Origin of the sequence: Mesoflavibacter zeaxanthinifaciens subsp. sabulilitoris, assembly GCF_014191595.1 — a bacterium.
Taxonomy (GTDB): domain Bacteria; phylum Bacteroidota; class Bacteroidia; order Flavobacteriales; family Flavobacteriaceae; genus Mesoflavibacter; species Mesoflavibacter zeaxanthinifaciens.
This window is the reverse complement of record NZ_JACHWV010000007.1, coordinates 15,562-32,953: the sequence shown is the minus strand read 5'-3', so window position 1 is coordinate 32,953 and position 17,392 is coordinate 15,562. Positions and strand designations below refer to the sequence as shown.

General features: G+C 30.5%; 18 protein-coding genes and 1 tRNA gene. 12 read left to right on the top strand and 7 right to left on the bottom strand.

Annotated elements, in window-relative coordinates; all coding sequences use genetic code 11:
• Position 1: 1 nt before the first annotated feature.
• The 4 genes from FHS04_RS11200 to FHS04_RS11185 all read left to right on the top strand — a co-directional run bounded on the left by FHS04_RS11200 (position 2) and on the right by FHS04_RS11185 (position 3,773).
• The gene (locus FHS04_RS11200; RefSeq protein WP_106678690.1) at positions 2-334 is read left to right on the top strand and encodes an FUSC family protein; all 333 of its coding nucleotides are present in this window, start codon (positions 2-4) and stop codon (positions 332-334) included.
• A 160-nt stretch (positions 335-494) separates the two neighbouring features.
• Positions 495-1,529 (top strand): M28 family metallopeptidase, encoded by a 1,035-nt coding sequence (locus FHS04_RS11195; RefSeq protein WP_106678692.1) that lies wholly within the window; start codon positions 495-497, stop codon positions 1,527-1,529.
• Positions 1,530-1,624: 95 nt separating this feature from the next.
• Positions 1,625-3,184, top strand: a complete 1,560-nt coding sequence (locus FHS04_RS11190) for a M28 family metallopeptidase (RefSeq protein ID WP_106678694.1) — start codon at positions 1,625-1,627, stop codon at positions 3,182-3,184.
• A 136-nt stretch (positions 3,185-3,320) separates the two neighbouring features.
• On the top strand, positions 3,321-3,773 hold the full coding sequence (locus tag FHS04_RS11185) for a hypothetical protein (RefSeq protein WP_106678696.1): 453 nt from the start codon (positions 3,321-3,323) through the stop codon (positions 3,771-3,773).
• 45 nt (positions 3,774-3,818) lie between these two features.
• Here the strand turns inward: FHS04_RS11185 and FHS04_RS11180 are convergent.
• The 4 genes from FHS04_RS11180 to FHS04_RS11165 all read right to left on the bottom strand — a co-directional run bounded on the left by FHS04_RS11180 (position 3,819) and on the right by FHS04_RS11165 (position 6,746).
• Positions 3,819-3,894: transfer RNA gene (locus FHS04_RS11180), tRNA-His, on the bottom strand.
• An 81-nt stretch (positions 3,895-3,975) separates the two neighbouring features.
• A complete protein-coding gene (bshB1, locus tag FHS04_RS11175; RefSeq protein WP_106678698.1) occupies positions 3,976-4,692 on the bottom strand; it encodes a bacillithiol biosynthesis deacetylase BshB1 in 717 nt (238 codons plus the stop codon).
• 4 nt (positions 4,693-4,696) lie between these two features.
• Positions 4,697-5,587: a 23S rRNA (adenine(1618)-N(6))-methyltransferase RlmF gene (gene rlmF, locus FHS04_RS11170; RefSeq protein WP_106678700.1), complete on the bottom strand. Its 891-nt coding sequence runs from the start codon at positions 5,585-5,587 to the stop codon at positions 4,697-4,699.
• Positions 5,588-5,591: 4 nt separating this feature from the next.
• Entirely contained in the window at positions 5,592-6,746 is a 1,155-nt protein-coding gene (locus FHS04_RS11165; RefSeq protein WP_106678702.1) for a trans-sulfuration enzyme family protein, read from the bottom strand.
• Positions 6,747-6,888: 142 nt separating this feature from the next.
• On the opposite strand from FHS04_RS11165, the gene FHS04_RS11160 reads away from it, so the two are divergent.
• Positions 6,889-7,260 carry a hypothetical protein gene (locus FHS04_RS11160; protein ID WP_027879720.1) on the top strand — a complete coding sequence of 124 codons (372 nt, stop codon included), beginning with the start codon at positions 6,889-6,891 and terminating at the stop codon, positions 7,258-7,260.
• 27 nt (positions 7,261-7,287) lie between these two features.
• Here FHS04_RS11160 and mscL read toward each other — a convergent pair whose 3' ends face one another.
• From mscL to FHS04_RS11145, 3 genes are all read right to left on the bottom strand, one after another.
• Positions 7,288-7,746 carry a large conductance mechanosensitive channel protein MscL gene (mscL, locus tag FHS04_RS11155; RefSeq protein ID WP_106678704.1) on the bottom strand — a complete coding sequence of 153 codons (459 nt, stop codon included), beginning with the start codon at positions 7,744-7,746 and terminating at the stop codon, positions 7,288-7,290.
• A 364-nt stretch (positions 7,747-8,110) separates the two neighbouring features.
• Positions 8,111-11,323: a cytochrome c biogenesis protein CcsA gene (gene ccsA, locus FHS04_RS11150; RefSeq protein WP_106678708.1), complete on the bottom strand. Its 3,213-nt coding sequence runs from the start codon at positions 11,321-11,323 to the stop codon at positions 8,111-8,113.
• Positions 11,324-11,398: 75 nt separating this feature from the next.
• A complete protein-coding gene (locus tag FHS04_RS11145) occupies positions 11,399-11,806 on the bottom strand; it encodes a group III truncated hemoglobin (protein ID WP_106678710.1) in 408 nt (135 codons plus the stop codon).
• Positions 11,807-11,865: 59 nt separating this feature from the next.
• Here FHS04_RS11145 and FHS04_RS11140 point away from each other — a divergent pair, with 59 nt between their 5' ends.
• Genes FHS04_RS11140 through corA form a run of 7 tightly spaced genes read left to right on the top strand, consistent with a single transcriptional unit; the run spans position 11,866 to position 17,282 of the window.
• The gene (locus FHS04_RS11140) at positions 11,866-12,627 is read left to right on the top strand and encodes a Rossmann-like and DUF2520 domain-containing protein (RefSeq protein ID WP_106678712.1); all 762 of its coding nucleotides are present in this window, start codon (positions 11,866-11,868) and stop codon (positions 12,625-12,627) included.
• Complete coding sequence (locus tag FHS04_RS11135) at positions 12,617-13,147, top strand: KdsC family phosphatase (protein ID WP_106678714.1); 531 nt, start codon at positions 12,617-12,619, stop codon at positions 13,145-13,147. Before FHS04_RS11140 ends, FHS04_RS11135 begins: the two co-directional genes overlap by 11 nt.
• A gap of 44 nt (positions 13,148-13,191) precedes the next feature.
• Positions 13,192-14,100, top strand: a complete 909-nt coding sequence (locus FHS04_RS11130) for a geranylgeranylglycerol-phosphate geranylgeranyltransferase (RefSeq protein WP_106678716.1) — start codon at positions 13,192-13,194, stop codon at positions 14,098-14,100.
• Between the two features lie 2 nt (positions 14,101-14,102).
• Positions 14,103-14,696, top strand: coding sequence for a Maf family nucleotide pyrophosphatase (locus FHS04_RS11125; protein WP_106678718.1), 594 nt, complete (start codon positions 14,103-14,105; stop codon positions 14,694-14,696).
• 33 nt (positions 14,697-14,729) lie between these two features.
• Positions 14,730-15,632 (top strand): septum formation inhibitor Maf, encoded by a 903-nt coding sequence (locus FHS04_RS11120; protein WP_106678720.1) that lies wholly within the window; start codon positions 14,730-14,732, stop codon positions 15,630-15,632.
• A gap of 40 nt (positions 15,633-15,672) precedes the next feature.
• The gene (locus tag FHS04_RS11115; RefSeq protein WP_106678722.1) at positions 15,673-16,200 is read left to right on the top strand and encodes a mechanosensitive ion channel domain-containing protein; all 528 of its coding nucleotides are present in this window, start codon (positions 15,673-15,675) and stop codon (positions 16,198-16,200) included.
• A 2-nt stretch (positions 16,201-16,202) separates the two neighbouring features.
• Entirely contained in the window at positions 16,203-17,282 is a 1,080-nt protein-coding gene (corA, locus tag FHS04_RS11110) for a magnesium/cobalt transporter CorA (RefSeq protein ID WP_106678724.1), read from the top strand.
• Positions 17,283-17,392 lie beyond the last annotated feature (110 nt).

Below are 17,392 nucleotides of genomic sequence, written 5' to 3'. Positions count from 1 at the left end.
TATGAAAAAAGTAACCTTAATATTATCTTTAGTTTGTGCTATTTTAGCAATTATCTTAGCTATATTACCTTTATTTAAATTAGCTTTTATACCAGCAATTTTAGCGTTAGTTTTTGGTATTATATCCTTTATAAAATCAAAAAAAGATAACCAATCTACGCATGTCGTACAGGTTTCTTTTTTATTAGTAATAATAGCTTTAGGCTTATCTACTTATAAAACTGTTTTTACTGTACAAGAAGTTGGTAACACAGAAGAACTTGAGCAACGTGAAAAAGAAAATGAAGAAAAAGCTTTAGAAGAACTTGAAGATTTAGATATTGATCTAGAATAACAGATTAAATCCTATCTAATCAAAAAAGAGGAATCTTATTTTAAGGTTCCTCTTTTTTATTGTCTTGATAATTAATGTGTTTTGATAAATTTTGAAAAGAAAAATATATATTTTTGAAACAAATAAGCATATCTTTACCGACCAAATATTCATCCTGATAATGAAATCGCTTTTAATAATCTCTGCATTATCCTTAGTTGGTTCTTGTACAACCACTAAATATTCAACTAAAATAAATAATCTTAAAGATTCTATTGTTATAAAAGATTCTGCAACAATTAGTAAATATGCAAAAACAATTACTGTAGAAGAACTTAAATCTCAAATTTATAACATAGCTTCAGACTCTTTTAATGGTAGAGAAGTTGGAAGTAAAGGTCAAAAGTTAGCTGCAAACTACATTAAAGATTTTTATGTCAAAGAAAAAATATTACCTGGTAATGATTCAACGTATTTTCAATATATACCAAAGTCATTTCTTCCAAAACAATATAATGCTACAGAAAATGTTGTAGCCTTCATAAAAGGTAAAGAAAAACCTGAAGAAGTATTAATTATCTCTGCACATTACGACCATTTAGGCGTAACTGATGGACAGATTAATAATGGTGCAGACGATAATGGATCTGGTACTGTTGCCATGCTGCAAATAGCACAAGCTTTTAAAGAAGCAGAACGTAATGGGATTTCACCAAGAAGAAGTATATTATTTTTACACCTTACTGCAGAGGAAATTGGTTTACAAGGCTCTTTATACTACACACAAAATCCGCTTTTTCCTTTAGAAAACACCATTGCAGATCTTAATATTGATATGATTGGACGTGTAGATGATAAACATAAAAACAATCCAGATTATATATACTTAATAGGTTCTGACAGAATTAGTAAAGAGCTTCATTTTATTTCAGAAATGGTAAATTCTACCTCAACAAACATAGAATTAGATTATACGTTTAATCAAAAAGATGATCCCAACCGATACTATTACAGATCAGATCATTATAATTTTGCTCAAGAAAATATTCCTGTAATCTTCTACTTTAATGGTACTCACGAAGATTACCACAAACCTTCTGATACTGCAGATAAAATTAATTTTAACTTATTAGCTAAGCGTACTAAACTTATTTTTTCTACAGCATGGTACTTAGCGCATAAAGAAGAATTCCTATTACATAACAGTGATATTTAACAACTAAATTCTTCTTAATTATTAAATCTTAGACCTTCAAACTAGAATTTTGTGTTATTTTTGAGAGGCAATTATAGCTCTTAAAACAAATACATATGAAATCATTATTATCTATTGCTAGCTTTAGCTTACTACTTGCTGCTTGTGGTAGTCAACAAAAACAAGCAGAACAAAAAACAACTCAAAAAGAAGTTAGTCCAACAACTTATGCCGAAACAATTACTGAAGCCGAGTTAAAAACTCTTCTTTATGAATATGCATCAGATGAATTTAATGGACGAGAAACAGGTACAGAAGGTGAAGAAAAAGCAGTAAACTTTTTAAAAGCCCACTACATGACTTATGGTGTTCCTGCTGCCAAAGGAAACAATGATTATTTTCAAAAAGTACCACTAGAAAAACTAGCAGCTCCGGATGTAACCTTAACTGCTAATGGTACCGCTTTAAAAAACTTAGAAGACATTGTATCTATCACAGCAATGCCAACAAGTCAATTTTCTGCAAACCAAGTTATTGATTTAGGTTATGGTATAGAGGCCGACAATTACTCTAATTATAAAAATATAGATGTTTCTGGTAAAGTCGTTTTTATACGTTCTGGAGAACCTAAAAACGAAGATGGCACTTACCTAATCTCTGGTACAGAAGAAGCTACTAAATGGTCTAACCTAAGACAAGAATTTGCTACAAAACGTGATATTGCTAAAGAAAAAGGCGCTAAAGCAGTACTATACTACAACCCAAATATTTTTGGTATGGCTGCAAGACGTTACGGTAGTTCTAGCGGTCGTATGGTATTAAGTGGTAATGACAATAATATGTATTATATGTTATTAAATAATGCAGCTGCAAAAGCTATTTTAAATACAGACACAGCAATAGACAATGCGTTTACTAACAAAACTTACAATACAAATATTGCTATAGATTACACTAACAAATCTGAAGCTTTAAACGGAAACAACGTTGTTGCGTTTATTGAAGGTACAGAAAAACCAAACGAGTACATTGTAATCTCTGCACATTTAGACCATATTGGTAATCATGATGGCGAAATTAATAACGGTGCAGACGATGATGGTTCTGGTACTGTTGCAGTTTTAGAAATAGCCGAAGCTTTTGCTAAAGCTAAAAAAGATGGTCACGGACCAAAACGTTCTATTGTATTTTTAAATGTTACAGGAGAAGAAAAAGGCTTATTAGGTAGTAGCTATTATACAGATATAGATCCTATTTTTCCTTTAGATCAAACCGTTGCAGATTTAAATATAGATATGATTGGGCGTATTGACCCAAAACGTGAAGGTGACAGAAATTATGTTTACTTAATAGGTAGCGATAAGCTAAGTACAGAATTACATAATATTTCTGAAGAAGTAAACAGTAAGTACACTAATATAGAATTAGATTACACTTATAATGATGAAAACGATCCAAACCGTTTTTACTACAGAAGTGACCATTACAACTTTGCAAAAAACAATATTCCGGTTATATTCTATTTTAATGGTACACATGATGATTACCATAGACCAAGCGATACTGTAGAAAAAATTAATTATGATCTATTAGAAAATAGAGCGCGTTTAGTATTTTATACAGCTTGGGAATTAGCTAACCGTGACCAAAGAATAGTTGTAGATAAAGCAGAATAAATATAACTACTGCTAAGTAAAATAACTTTTACCATTAATAATCTATCTTTTACTCATTAAAACGTAACGTTTACTCATTACGCTTTTAATAAAAGGTAGATTATTTTTTATTTAGAGTAATTAAAAATTTATTAAAATGAAATTCTTACTCTTATTTAGTATCCTTTTTTCTTATACAAACATATATTATACATCAGCTTCTTTAGTCTTAAAGACTATTAAACAAGAAGAAAATCAATCCCTTTTTTTTAAAAACTTAAAAGAAGGAGATCAATTAAGTATAACTTATCAATCCTATGGTTGTTTTAATCAACATTCAGAAACTTTAGAATTTAAATATTTAGACAAAACTCTTACAGCTACACTTTTAAGCAACGATATTAAAAAATCGACAATCATAAAACCAACAGAAATTGACTATTTAATTGAATTTGAAACACAATTAATAAATATAAACAACACAAAAAGAGGCTGCACAACAGTAAACTCTTACACGTTTAAGTTAAATAACGATAAAAGTATAGTAAGAAAAGATGATACTTGTAATTGGAATGGTTATAAATTATTAAAAGAAAAGTTTTTTAAATAAAGTTTACAAAAAAAGCCTTTCATTTCTGAAAGGCTTTTACTTTTTGGGTGGAAGATCGGTCTCGAACCGACGACCTCCTGAACCACAATCAGGCGCTCTAACCAACTGAGCTACAACCACCGTGTATAACGCATATTAAAATGCGTGTGCAAATGTAGTTTATTTACTAAATATCACAAAAGATTTTTAAATAATTTTTATACTATTTTAAATCAAAAAGACTATTTACTGCTGCAAACCGCTCAACTGTAAAACCTTCTGCGTATTCACTATTAATTAAACGCCCTAAATCTCTTGCTCTATAAATAATACTATCTGTAAAATTTTTACTAGAAATTGGTGTTTGAGGCTCATTACTGTCTGGATTATAAAATTGTGTTTTATAAGCTAAGACACTTTTCATTTTTATATCAATAAAATCTGAAACGTCTACAACAAAATCTGGTTCTATATGCTTCCATTGTATGTAATGGTAAACCTGTTTGGGTCTCCATTTTTCTTGTGGCTTTCCTTCTATTTCTGTTTCAATTTTTAATAATCCACTTAAAAAACACGCATCACTAACAAGTTTACTAGCTTTACCATGATCAATATGTCTATCATCTATAGCATTACACAACACTATTTCCGGTTGATATTTGCGTATCATTTTAATGACTTCTAACTGGTGTTGCTTATCATTAGTAAAAAAACCATCGGCAAAGTCTAAATTTTCTCTTGCTGCGACACCTAGTATATTTTTTGCGTCTTCGGCTTCTGCTTTACGTGTGTGTTCTGTACCACGTGTACCAAGTTCTCCTTTAGTTAAATCTACTATAACTACTGTTTTACCATTTGCTACTTCTTTTGCTATGGTTGCTCCTGCGCCTAACTCTACGTCATCTGGATGTGCCCCAAATGCTAATATATCTACTTTCATTATGTTATTTATTCCACTGTTTTTGTTGGTCTTTATTTAAAAAAGTCCAAGCTACTACTCTACTCTTTTTTTGACCAATATTAATTGGTAAAGTTTTTATAATTTTTGCCCCTAATTTATCTAAAGACGCATACATCGATTTTATATTGTCTTTATTAGCAACTAATGTTGTATACCAAAAGCACTTATTTTTAAACAAGCTACTTTCATATAAATAATTGTGTAAAAATGCTTTTTCTCCACCTTTATACCACAATTCATTTGATATTCCAGAAAAGTTTCTGTTTATACTATTTGTGTCTTGATTTAATCCTTTTAACTTTTTTAATGTGGCTGAATTTGCTTCAGTTTCATCTTTGTAAAAAGGCGGATTACACATAGTTAAGGTGAAGGTATCTGTTTTAGTCAAAATACCTTGAAATATTTGATTAGGATTACTCTGAAATCTTACTGATACCTCATCCTCTAATTGGTTTTTAGCTATAATTTTTTCAGCTTGTTTTATCGAACTTCTATTTACATCTGAGCCAACAAACTGCCAATTATAAATTGATTGACCAAGTAACGGATAAATACAATTTGCGCCAGTACCAATATCTAAAACCTTTATGTTTCCATCTAAATTACTACTTAGTAATAAATCTTTTAAAAGATGAATATATGCAACACGACTTGGTATTGGAGGTGTTAGATTATTGTCATCAAATTGCCAATAATTAATACCGTAATCTGCTTTTAAGATTGCAGTATTTAATGTTCTAACTGCTTTAGCATCAGAAAAATTTATAGTTAAATTACCGTACTTATTTTTAAAAACAAATGGTTGAAGTTTAGGGTAGTTATCTATTAAAACTTCAAAGTTATAATTATTTGTATGTCCTTTAGCAGATTTCAAAATGTTACTTTTTGATATTTTTTAAAGCTTGTTTTATGTCTGCTTTTAGATCTTTAGTATTTTCTATCCCTACAGAAAAGCGTATTAATCCATCACTAATACCCAATTGCTTCCTCTGCTCTGGTGTTAGTAAAGAGTGTGATGTTTGCGCTGGAGATAACATAGTGCTTTCTACACCAGCAAGACTCATTGATGGTTTAATTAATTGTAATGCTTTTTGAAAAGCTTCTGCGTCTAAATGATCTTTCAATTCAAAAGATAACATACCTCCAAAATCTTTCATTTGTGACTTTGCCAATTTATGCTCAGGATGATCTTTTAAACCAGGATAATAAACCTGTTTAACTTCATCTAACTTATTTAACCATTTAGCCATTTTTAAAGCGTTTTTAGATTGTGCTTTAACACGTAGTCCCATGGTTTTCATACTACGTTCTAACATCCAAACCGTAAAGTCACTAAGACTACCACCAAGGTTTTTAGAGACATTCCATATACGATCCATGTGTATTTTGCTTCCTGCTACTGCGCCTGCACAAATATCACTATGTCCACCAAAATATTTAGTTGCAGAGTGCATAATTAAATCGATACCAAAATCTGCTGGATTTTGATTTACAGGACTTGCAAATGTGTTATCAATACTAGTAACAATACCTTTTTCTTTCCCTAATTTGGCTATAGCTTTAATATCTGTAATTGTTAATAATGGATTTGAAGGTGTTTCTATATGAATTAACTTCGTGTTTGGTTGTATTGCTGCTTCAAAGTCTTCTACTTGATAACCATCTGTAAAAGTAAATTCTATATTTAACTTAGGAAATTCTTCTCTTATAAAATTTGTTGTGCCTCCATAAATTGTGTTTTGTACCACAATATGATCTCCTGCTTTTAAAAATGCTAAAAACATATGACTAATAGCTGCCATACCAGAACCAAATATCATTGCTGCTTCTGTATGCTCTAAAGCTGCTATTTTTTTGGATAAATATTCTTGGTTTGGTGTATTAAAATATCTTGGATAGCGTTTTACTTCTACATCCATAAACTCATATGAAGAAGATAAGAATATAGGCGAAACTGCGCCTTTAAATTGTTTATCTTCTACTTCTCCGACGTGAGAACAAATAGTGTTTAACCCTAAGTTTTTATGTTTCATTTTATATTGCAATTTTTAAAAAACTAAAATACAAAAATATGCATCTTTAACATTGATAATTATAGATTTATAAACTGACTTTATACTGGTTTTAACACTTCTTTAACCTAAAAAAACATCTACTTTTTGTATACTATGGGTTATGGTAACAATTGATAAGCAAGAACATACGGACATTTTAGAACAATCTATTAAACACCTAGAATATTTAGGTTTTGAAAACATTAAAGCAGACCTTGATGGTTATGATACGCCAAATTCTTTTACCAAAAAGAATGGAGAGGTCACGGTCACACCAGATATAACTGCTTTTAAACGAAGTAGGAAATATTATTTTGAGCTTGGTATTAAAAGTAAAAAACCTAATCTTTTAAAAACCAAATGGCGTTTGATTGATGTAGTTTCAAGAATGAAAAACAGCCGATTTAAAATTATTACGACAAAAGGTCATTATAGTTTTACAAATAAAATTTTAGATGATCTTAATTTAGATAAAAACCTTATTAAACTATAACATAAAGCCTGTTTAAAACAGGCTTATTTATTTTGAACTTATATCTGCTTTAGATTTAAGGAGTTTGTTTTGTTCTTCCATTAAATCTGAAAGTTTGCTAAGCAACTCTATGTCTTTTGGTGTTGTTACAGTTTTATCTTTTGTATCATGAGACTTGGCTCTTAACCTATTCATTGCTTTAACAACTAAAAAGACAGTTAGTCCAACGATTAGAAAATCTAAAAAAGCTTCAAATAACTCGCCGTAATAAATAGCAACTTCCTGTGTAGTTACTTCTCCATTTTTATTGGTAATAGCTTCTCTTAACACATATCGTTTATCTTGATAGTTTAATCCATCTGTCATTAGTGACAATGGTGGCATAAATATTTTTTTCACTAAAACATCTATCACTTTATTAAATGAGGCACCAATAATAATACCTACAGCCATATCCATCATATTGCCTTTTACGGCAAACTCCTTAAATTCTTTTAAAAATTTCATCTAAATATTTAACGTGAAGTTATTTTTTTCGGATTTTATTATAAGCTCTTAGCATGAAAAAAGCCCATAAAACCACTAAAATAAATACTATAATAGAAAACCAAAATACAATATTATTTCCCATCGTTTATAAGCTTTATAAAAATCAATATACCAATAAGCATTGGTGCCCAAAGCCCAATAAATATTCCATGAAGTTGATATCCGTTAAGAAACAAGTATTCGGCTACTATAATGATTGCTAGACAAAGAATTAACATAAATATGTTAGCCCAACCTAACTTTTTAATATATTCCACTAAAAATTAACAATTTATAATTTGTATCAAGTTAGTCAATATTTTCTTAGATAGTAATTAAAAACTTACTTTTTATAAAACTTGATATATTTTCTGTAAGAGAAAACACCTAAAATTGCAATTAAAATAGCTGATACACCAATATAAATTAAGCTAATATCTTGTCCAGATTGATAAGAATGTAATCCGGATAAATAGAAGTTTACACCAAAATAAGTAAAAATAATACTTCCAATAGAAACTACAGACCATAAATTAAATGTCCATCTTCCTCTTAAGCCAGGTATTAATCGCATATGTATTACAAATGCATATATCATTATACTTATTAAAGCCCAGGTTTCTTTTGGGTCCCATCCCCAATATCTTCCCCAACTTTCATTAGCCCATTGACCGCCTAAAAAGTTACCAATAGTAAGCATTATTAGACCAACGGTTAAAGCCATTTCATTTATATAAGTTAATTCTTTAATACTTAAATCTAGCTTGGTTTTATTATTTTTATTAGTAAATGCCATTAAGAATAAACTTACTAAACCAATTATAAAGCCTAGCGTAAACGGACCATAACTAGCAACAATGACTGCTACATGTATTTTTAACCAATAACTATTTAATACCGGTTGTAAGTTTGCTATTGCAGGATCCATCCAACTTAGATGCGCTACCATTAATAATATTGAAACTACAAAGGAAGTTGCTGCAATAGTTAGCTCGCTTTTTCTTCCAAATCCTAAACCAAAAAACATGGTTGCCCAAGCCACATAAATCATAGACTCGTAACCATTACTCCATGGTGCATGTCCAGAAATATACCATCTTGCAATTAAGCCTAGTGTATGGATAACAAAAAGTATTATTATTACGACTTTAAATACTTTAATACTTGTCTTTAACCATTTGCTATCTATTTTAAAAATTTGCCATATTAATAAGGCTAACAATAAAATTCCTGCTGTTAAATAGTAAATAAATAATTTTTTAAATACATCGTATTTATTGTAAAGTATTTCTGCATTTATCTTAGATTCGCTTGGCATTACCTCGGCTCCTACTTTAGATTGAGAGGTTTTAAAAGCTTTTAATAGTTTTTCTGGCTGGGAGAAATCTCCTGTTTTTTTAGCTTCATTTAAGCTATATAAATACCAATCAAATCCGGCGTTTATAAAACTTCCGTAGGTAGAGTCTTGAATTTTCTCACTATAACCTTCATTTTTATATTCGAATGGAGAAATCCAAGTATTATTATCATCGTTAGGTACAGGGAAAATCTTTAACGATCTACCTTCTATTGCATTACTTAATAAATTAACACGATTATTAACCTCTATAAACTCTTTTTGAATAGCTGTTTTTACTTGCGTTTCATAAGCTTCTTCTAATTGTCTATCTAATTTGTAGTTAAAATCGTCTCCAAAGAAATCTAATAACTTAGCATAATTTTGGTCTTTACTAATACCTATAATACTACGTATCAAATCTCCTTTACGTGGTTTTATATAAATAATTGGCACGTTATACCACAACATCGGACTTTCTTGAATGCTTAAGAAGAGTTGATTGGCAGTCATACCTTCATAAGCTTCGTATTTACTTAATTTTCTAAGTAATTCTGAAGCATAGGTATCTATAGGCATCATACGACCATCTAAATCTTGTAAAACTAACTTTGCAAATTCTTCGGCGTGAGATTTTGGTGCTACATTTGCCTTTAAAATAGAATCTATTTGCCTTTTTGATGGTGTTTTTGGTACCGTAACTTGATGATCATGACCATCGTCTTCTGTGTGATCATGGTCGTTTTGAGCTATTCCGCTTAAAGCGAAACACAAGAAAAATATAGTTAAAAGTTCTGCTTTTTTAGCTTTTACTTTTTCTAAAAGTCTTTTTAAATCTCCAAAACGTGAATTTTTATCAAACATAATCGCCATCAAACCTATGTATAATAAGAAATAACCAATGTAAGTTACCCAAGTTCCCCAAAAATCATGATTTACAGAAAGTTTTGTTCCTTTTTCATCTGGATCAAAACCAGCTTGGAAGAATCGATAACCTTTATGATCTAAAACGTGGTTCATGTAAATATGATAATCAAAATCGCCTTCTTCTTTATCAAAAATGGTCACTTTACTTTCAAAGGTTTGATAAGAGTTTTGTGTCCCTGGATATTTTTGAGCGATAAAATCATTCAACTTTACACTAAATGGTAATTTGTAGACTTTTGCGCCGTATTTTAGGTTAATATCTAAATTATCAATCGTAATTTTTTTGAAAGGATTGTTTGTTCCTTGTCCACCAATTAAACCAACACGTTTGGTTTTTCCGTTTGCGGTAACGTCTAGTATAACACCATCTTCATCAAATTTTAATAATTGAGATTTTTTACCAACGCCTATTTCTCCTTTAATTATTGGATTTGGAACTACAAATTGCATGTCTCCAATAATGTAACGCGAACGTAACATAAATGGTTGAATACTGTCTTTAACAAGTTTTCCTTGGCTCATTGTTGCCATTTGCAAATATTCGCCATCAAAAGGAGAATTAATTGTAATTCCGTTTTCAGACTTTGTTAAATTAATAGCACCATCTGTTGGCTTATTTAATGCAAAAAGCACATTATGTATACTTTGTACTTCGCCTTCTTTTAAGAAATGATTGTGTGGTGCGCCTTGACCTGCTTCTACGATTTTTAAATAATTTTCGCCATTTTCATTTGGGATAATTGTTTCTTCTGCACCTTTAATAAACTCGACTAACTCAATACTTACCGGTTGATTATTATAAGCCGTATTTAGATTGAAACTATTTTTCATTCTACCAGAAAAATCAACTTCTTCTTCTATTGGTAGACGTTGTGGTACGCCATCAATCATATAATCACCATCAATATATGCTGTGATGTATGTTTTTTGAGAAAGAAATGCGTTGCTAGTTTCTCCTTCACGTATAGGCATCATACCTTCAAAACTGTAATATCTTGTTATTCCTGCACCTACTATAATTAATATAAATGCTAGATGTAATAAAAGTGTTGCCCATTTTTCTTTACGTAACAACCTGTATCTTGAAATATTACCTATAAAGTTAACCACAAAAAGTACCATTATGGCTTCAAACCACCATGCATTATAAATTAAATTACGCGTGTAAGGTGTTGGAGATGTATCCATTTTGGCATCTAAAAATGTACCAGTAGCCATAGCGATGGCAAATACAATAAATAATATAGCTGTTAATCGTGTTGAGAATAGAATCTTGCCCAATTTATTTTGCATAGGTAAAGCCTTTTTTTGCTCGTGCAAAGATAGTTGTTTTTGTTGGTTTAAAATCAGTTTAAATAGTTAAAAAGTTTAACTGTTTTGTTGCCTTGCTTCAAAAATTTTAAGATGGATAAATGTACCCATTTTTCTTGCTCTTCGTTTAGCTAACTCTGCATTTTCACCTGCAAATAAGTGTTCTATAGTTACAAACCAAAGGTTTAACCAAATACCAAAATGATGTTCTGTAATACTATTATTATTTGCTTTATCTACTTTTACGTGCACTTCTAATGGGTTTCCTGTATATTTTTTCTTTAAAGGTTTCCCCATAAACAAGCTACTTTCCCAAAACGTGGTTAAGTGATCTAAATGTTGATCCCAATTGGTAATAGCTTGATTAAAAATTGGTCCCAAAATAGCGTTTGCTCTTACTTTTTTGTAAAATTGATCTACTAATAAAGCAACATCTTCTCGTGTATTTATATCGTCTTTAATCATTATAACAAAGATACGTTAATGTCCGTTTTTTATAGATATTTTCTTATTATTTTTACACCATGATAAAAATAGTTTTGCTTGGCGCAGGAAATGTAGCCACTCATTTATATAAAGCAATTTCTGCTACTGATAACATTAGCGTTATACAATGGTATAATCGTACTTTAAACAATATTTCATTATACAAAAATGAAGTTAATATTACCGATAATTTAAACGAATTAGTTGATGCTGATTTATATATTATTTGCGTAAGCGATGATGCAATTGAAACTTTAAGCAACAACCTTCCTTTTGAAAAGCGTTTAGTTGTTCATACTTCTGGAAGTGCTAGTTTATATGATATTGACAAAAAACACTATCGTGGTGTTTTCTATCCGTTGCAAACTTTTAGTAAAGATGTTGCTTTAGACTTTACAACAGTACCAATTTGTATAGAAACATTAAGAAAACAAGATTTTAAACTTTTAAAATCTGTTGGAGAAGCGTTAGGTTGTCAAACCTACAAAGTTAATCCTGATCAAAGACCAGCTTTACATTTAGCTGCTGTTTTTGTAAATAATTTCACTAATCAATTGTATAGGGTTGCACATGAAATAACAGAACACCATGGTGCAGAATTTGATATTTTAAAACCATTAATTACCGAAACTGGTAAAAAAGTTCAAGACGTTTCGCCATACAAGGCACAAACTGGTCCAGCTAAACGTAACGACAAAAAAACAATAAAAAGACATTTAAAATTATTAGATAATGAGCATCATGAAGCTATTTATAAACTAATGACCTCATCTATAAAAAAAACACATAATGGAAGATAAAAGCTACAAAGAATACTTACACCAAATCAACACCTTTATTTTTGATGTAGATGGCGTTTTAACTAACGGAATGGTTACTATAACTACTTCTGGCGAAATGATAAGACATATGAATGTTAAAGATGGTTATGCAATCAAACAAGCACTTAATCATGGATTTAATATTTGTATTATATCTGGCGGGACAAACGAAGGTGTTAGATTGCGCTTACAACATTTGGGTATTAAAGATGTTTATTTGGGCGCTCATCAAAAATTAACTCAGTATAACGAATATATTAGCAATAATAACATCAATGCAGAAAACGTGTTGTATATGGGAGACGATATACCAGATGTCCCAGTACTTAAACAAGTAGGATTAGCTACTTGTCCACAAGACGCAGTACCAGAAGTTAAAGACATATGTAATTATGTATCACATAAATTAGGTGGCGAAGGTTGCGTAAGAGATGTTATACAACAAGTATTAAAAGTTCAAGGTAAATGGGACAGCGATTTTGATGCCCAAACATTTTAATGCAACAAAATTAGAATAACAAAAAACTAAAAAACCAACAACTAGTGAATATTATCAACCTAATTAGATATAAAAACTTAATTTTAATTGCGTTAGTACAAGTGCTTATAAAATATGCTATGTTTCCTGCTTTTAATGTAGATACAACGCTTAGTACTTTTCAATTTATCATTTTGGTTATTTCAACTGTATGTATCGCTTCTGGCGGTTATATTATTAACGATATTTTTGATGTAGAAACAGACGCAATTAATAAACCTAACAAGCAAATAGTAGGAAAAACCATTGCAAAAGATAAAGCCTATAATTATTATATGGCATTTACTTTTATTGGCGTTGTTACTGGGTTTTACCTAGCTAACGATGTTAACAGAAGTACCTTTTTTGGCATTTTTGTAGTCATTGCCGCACTACTTTACATTTATGCTTCCTTTTTAAAACCAATGCTACTTGTTGGTAACATTGTAATAAGTGGTCTTGTAGCATTAAGTCTAATTGTTGTTGGTATTTTCGATTTACTACCTACCATAAACATGCAAAATAAGTTTATACAATCTTCTATGTTTGAAGTTATTGTAGATTACGCCGTTTTTGCATTTTTAATCACATTTATTAGAGAAATTGTAAAAGATATTCAAGATATAGATGGCGATTACAACGCGCAGATGAAAACTTTACCTATAGTCTTAGGTAAAAACAGAGCTGCAAAAATTGCTTTTGGGTTAACTATTGCTTCCATTTTAATATTAGCCTATTACTTAAATGCGTATCTTTATATGCAGACCATAGCCATTATTTACTTTTTAATTGCTGTGATAGCGCCTTTAATCTATATTGCTATAAAATTGTTTTCTGCTGAAAACAAAAAAGATTTCAAATTGATTAGCAGATTATTAAAAGTCGTAATGCTATTAGGCATGCTATCTATGGTCGTGTACTATTTTATCATATAATTATGCTGAAAGAAAAACTAAAAGACAGACATATAATATTAGCTTCTGGATCACCAAGAAGACAACAGTTTTTTAGAGATTTAGGATTAGATTTTGAAGTCCGATTGAAAGACACTAAAGAAGATTACCCTAATCGCTTAATGCATTTTGAAATTAGCGACTATCTTGCGCAATTAAAGTCTTTACCTTTTTTAGACGAACTTAAAGAACATGAAATACTAGTAACCAGCGATACCATTGTTTGGCATAAAGGCGTAGCATTAGGCAAACCTAGAAACAATGATGAAGCATTTGCAATGCTTAAATCTTTAAGCAATAATACGCACGAAGTGATTACATCTGTATGTGTACGTACAAAAATCTTTCAAAAAACGGTAAATGCAACTACAAAAGTGACGTTTAAAGCGTTTACAGATGAAGAGATTTGGCATTACATTAAAACCTACTCGCCTTTAGACAAAGCTGGCGCATATGGTATACAAGAATGGATTGGACAAATTGGCGTAACCAGTATTGAAGGCTCGTTTTTTAACGTTGTTGGTATGCCAACTCACCTTGTTTACAAAACGTTAAATACCATTGCAGAAGAGTTTTAAGATTGTAAATTTATACTACAATTTCTTATAACCATGCGATTAAAATTAACCACAATTCTACTTTTTTGTATTTTTATTTTTGCTTGCAAAGAACAAAAACAAACTACAGATTCACCTAAAAAAATTACAACTAAAAAAGAAGAAAAAAAACTACCGACAGCCTATAAACCTAACCAACAATTTAAAGACTATTGGTATGCTGGAAAAGCTGAAATCACTTCCTATACAATAGAACAGGCACGTTATGGCGAGTTACGTGACGGAAAAGCTGTTTTAGTATATGTCACCGAACCTTTTTTACCAAATATTCAAGTAAAAGCAGACCAGAAAAACCCAGAAAACATAAGCGTTTTAAAGTTAAATGCCACTAAAAAATTCAATACTGGTATTTATCCGTACAGCATTATGCAAAGCACATTTTATCCCGTTGCAAACAACCAACACGCTATAAAAGTTAGTGCTTCTATACAAGAATGGTGCGGACAAGTTTACACACAAATTAACAACAGAGAGCAATTTGAAGTTATATCACATTCTTATTTTGAAGGTGAAGCAGATCAAAATTTTAACTTAGAAAAAGCAGTATTAGAGAACGAAATTTGGACACAACTTCGCATTAATCCAAAAAGCCTTCCTACTGGCGATTTTAAAATTATTCCAAGTTTAGAATACATTCGTTTAAAACATAAACCTTTAAAAGCTTATAACGCTTTCGCGGAAATTTCAGAAGGGAAATACAAGCTTTCAATTGAAGAATTAAACAAAACACTTACTATTAATTTTGAAAACAATTTCCCTTTTACCATTACAAGTTGGGAAGAAACTATAGACGGATTAACCACAAAAGCGACAAAACTTAAAACTATAAATACCGCATATTGGAGTCAAAAGAGTAATAAGGATTTACCGTTAAGAAAAACATTGCAACTAGATTAACAATTCAGTTTAAAATCTATATTTACCAAAATTTTAATATATGTTTGAGCATTTACAAGACGAAATTTTAAAAACAATAGTTCTTCTTATTATATTTTTAATAATAAGGTCTATTTTAAAAATTTCAATTAAAAAAATAGGACAAAAAAGTAGCATCAATGATGCTAGAATTGGGTTAATATCTAGATATTCTACCTTTACTCTAATTCTAATATTTTTACTATTTGTTTCTTATATATTTGGTGCAACACTAGAAAACTTAACACTACTTTTCTCTTCGGTTTTTGCCGTTATTGGTATTGGTTTATTTGCCATTTGGTCTATTTTAAGTAACATTACTTCTGGAATAATCATGTTTTTTTCGTTTCCTTATAAAGTTGGAGACAAAATAAAAATCCACGATAAAGATTCGCCTTTAGAAGGTATTATTGAAGATATTCGTGCGTTTCAACTTCATCTAAGATTAGATAATGGAGATTTAGTGACGTATCCAAACAATTTAATTCTACAAAAAGCTGTAACTTTAGTTCAGAAAGACGCAATTGAAGACTTTGGAGATTTCCATTAATTATGGCAAAAAACAAACAAAAAAAACGCACACAAAACTATAAAAAGCACTTAGGTCAAATACCTGGCGCATTGGTTTATACAGGAAAAAAAGAAGACGTAAAATTACACCTTCATTCTTTTGATTATACCGATAACGACATTCACGAAAAAGACCTTTCTAACATAGAAGAAGCGTTTGTGTTTAAAGATACAGAGTCTGTAACATGGGTTAACCTTAACGGATTAAATAATATAAACGAGATAGAAACCATAGGTAGTTACTATCAACTTCATCCATTACTATTAGAAGACATTGTAAATACTTCTCAACGCCCAAAAATTGACGAGTATAAAAGTTACATCTTTATTGTTTTAAAAATGATGTATTACGATGATAATGAAACTATTATATCAGAACAAGTAAGTTTTGTACTAGGCAAAAACTATGTATTGACTTTTCAAGAAGCCGAAGGTGATGTTTTTGAAAATGTAAGAGATCGTATAAGACACAAAAAAGGACGTATACGTACAGAAGGTGCAGACTATTTATTGTATGCCTTAATAGATGCTATCGTAGATCATTATTATGCCATTATAGAAACTATGGGTAATAAAATTGAAGACCTTGAAGACGAGCTTTTTAATGGAATTTCTCAAGAAGATATCTCTCAACAAATACAAAATTTAAAGCGTGAAGTTTTAAAAGTACGACGCGCTATTTTTCCGCTTCGCGAAATTATTGGTCGCATAGAAAAAGACCCAAATAGTTTAATTGAAGAACAGACAACACACTTTTTTAGAGATGTTTACGACCATATTATACAGGTTACAGAAAACTTAGATATTTATCGCGAAATGATTTGGAGTTTAATGGATATGTACATGACAACCATTAGCAATAAAATGAACGAAGTCATGAAGGTGTTAACCATTATCGCCACCATTTTTATTCCATTAACCTTTATTGCTGGTATCTACGGGATGAACTTTATTAACATGCCAGAGCTACAATACAAGTATGGTTATCATGTAGTTTGGGCTGTTATGATTCTTATTTTCTTAGCCATGTTGTACTACTTTAAACGTAAAAAGTGGCTGTAGTTAGCAATTAGCAGTTAGCAGTTAGCAGTTAGCAGTTAGCAGTTAGCAGTTAGCAGTTAGCAGTTAGCAGTTAGCAGTTAGCAGTTAGCAGTTAGCAGTTAGCAGTTAGC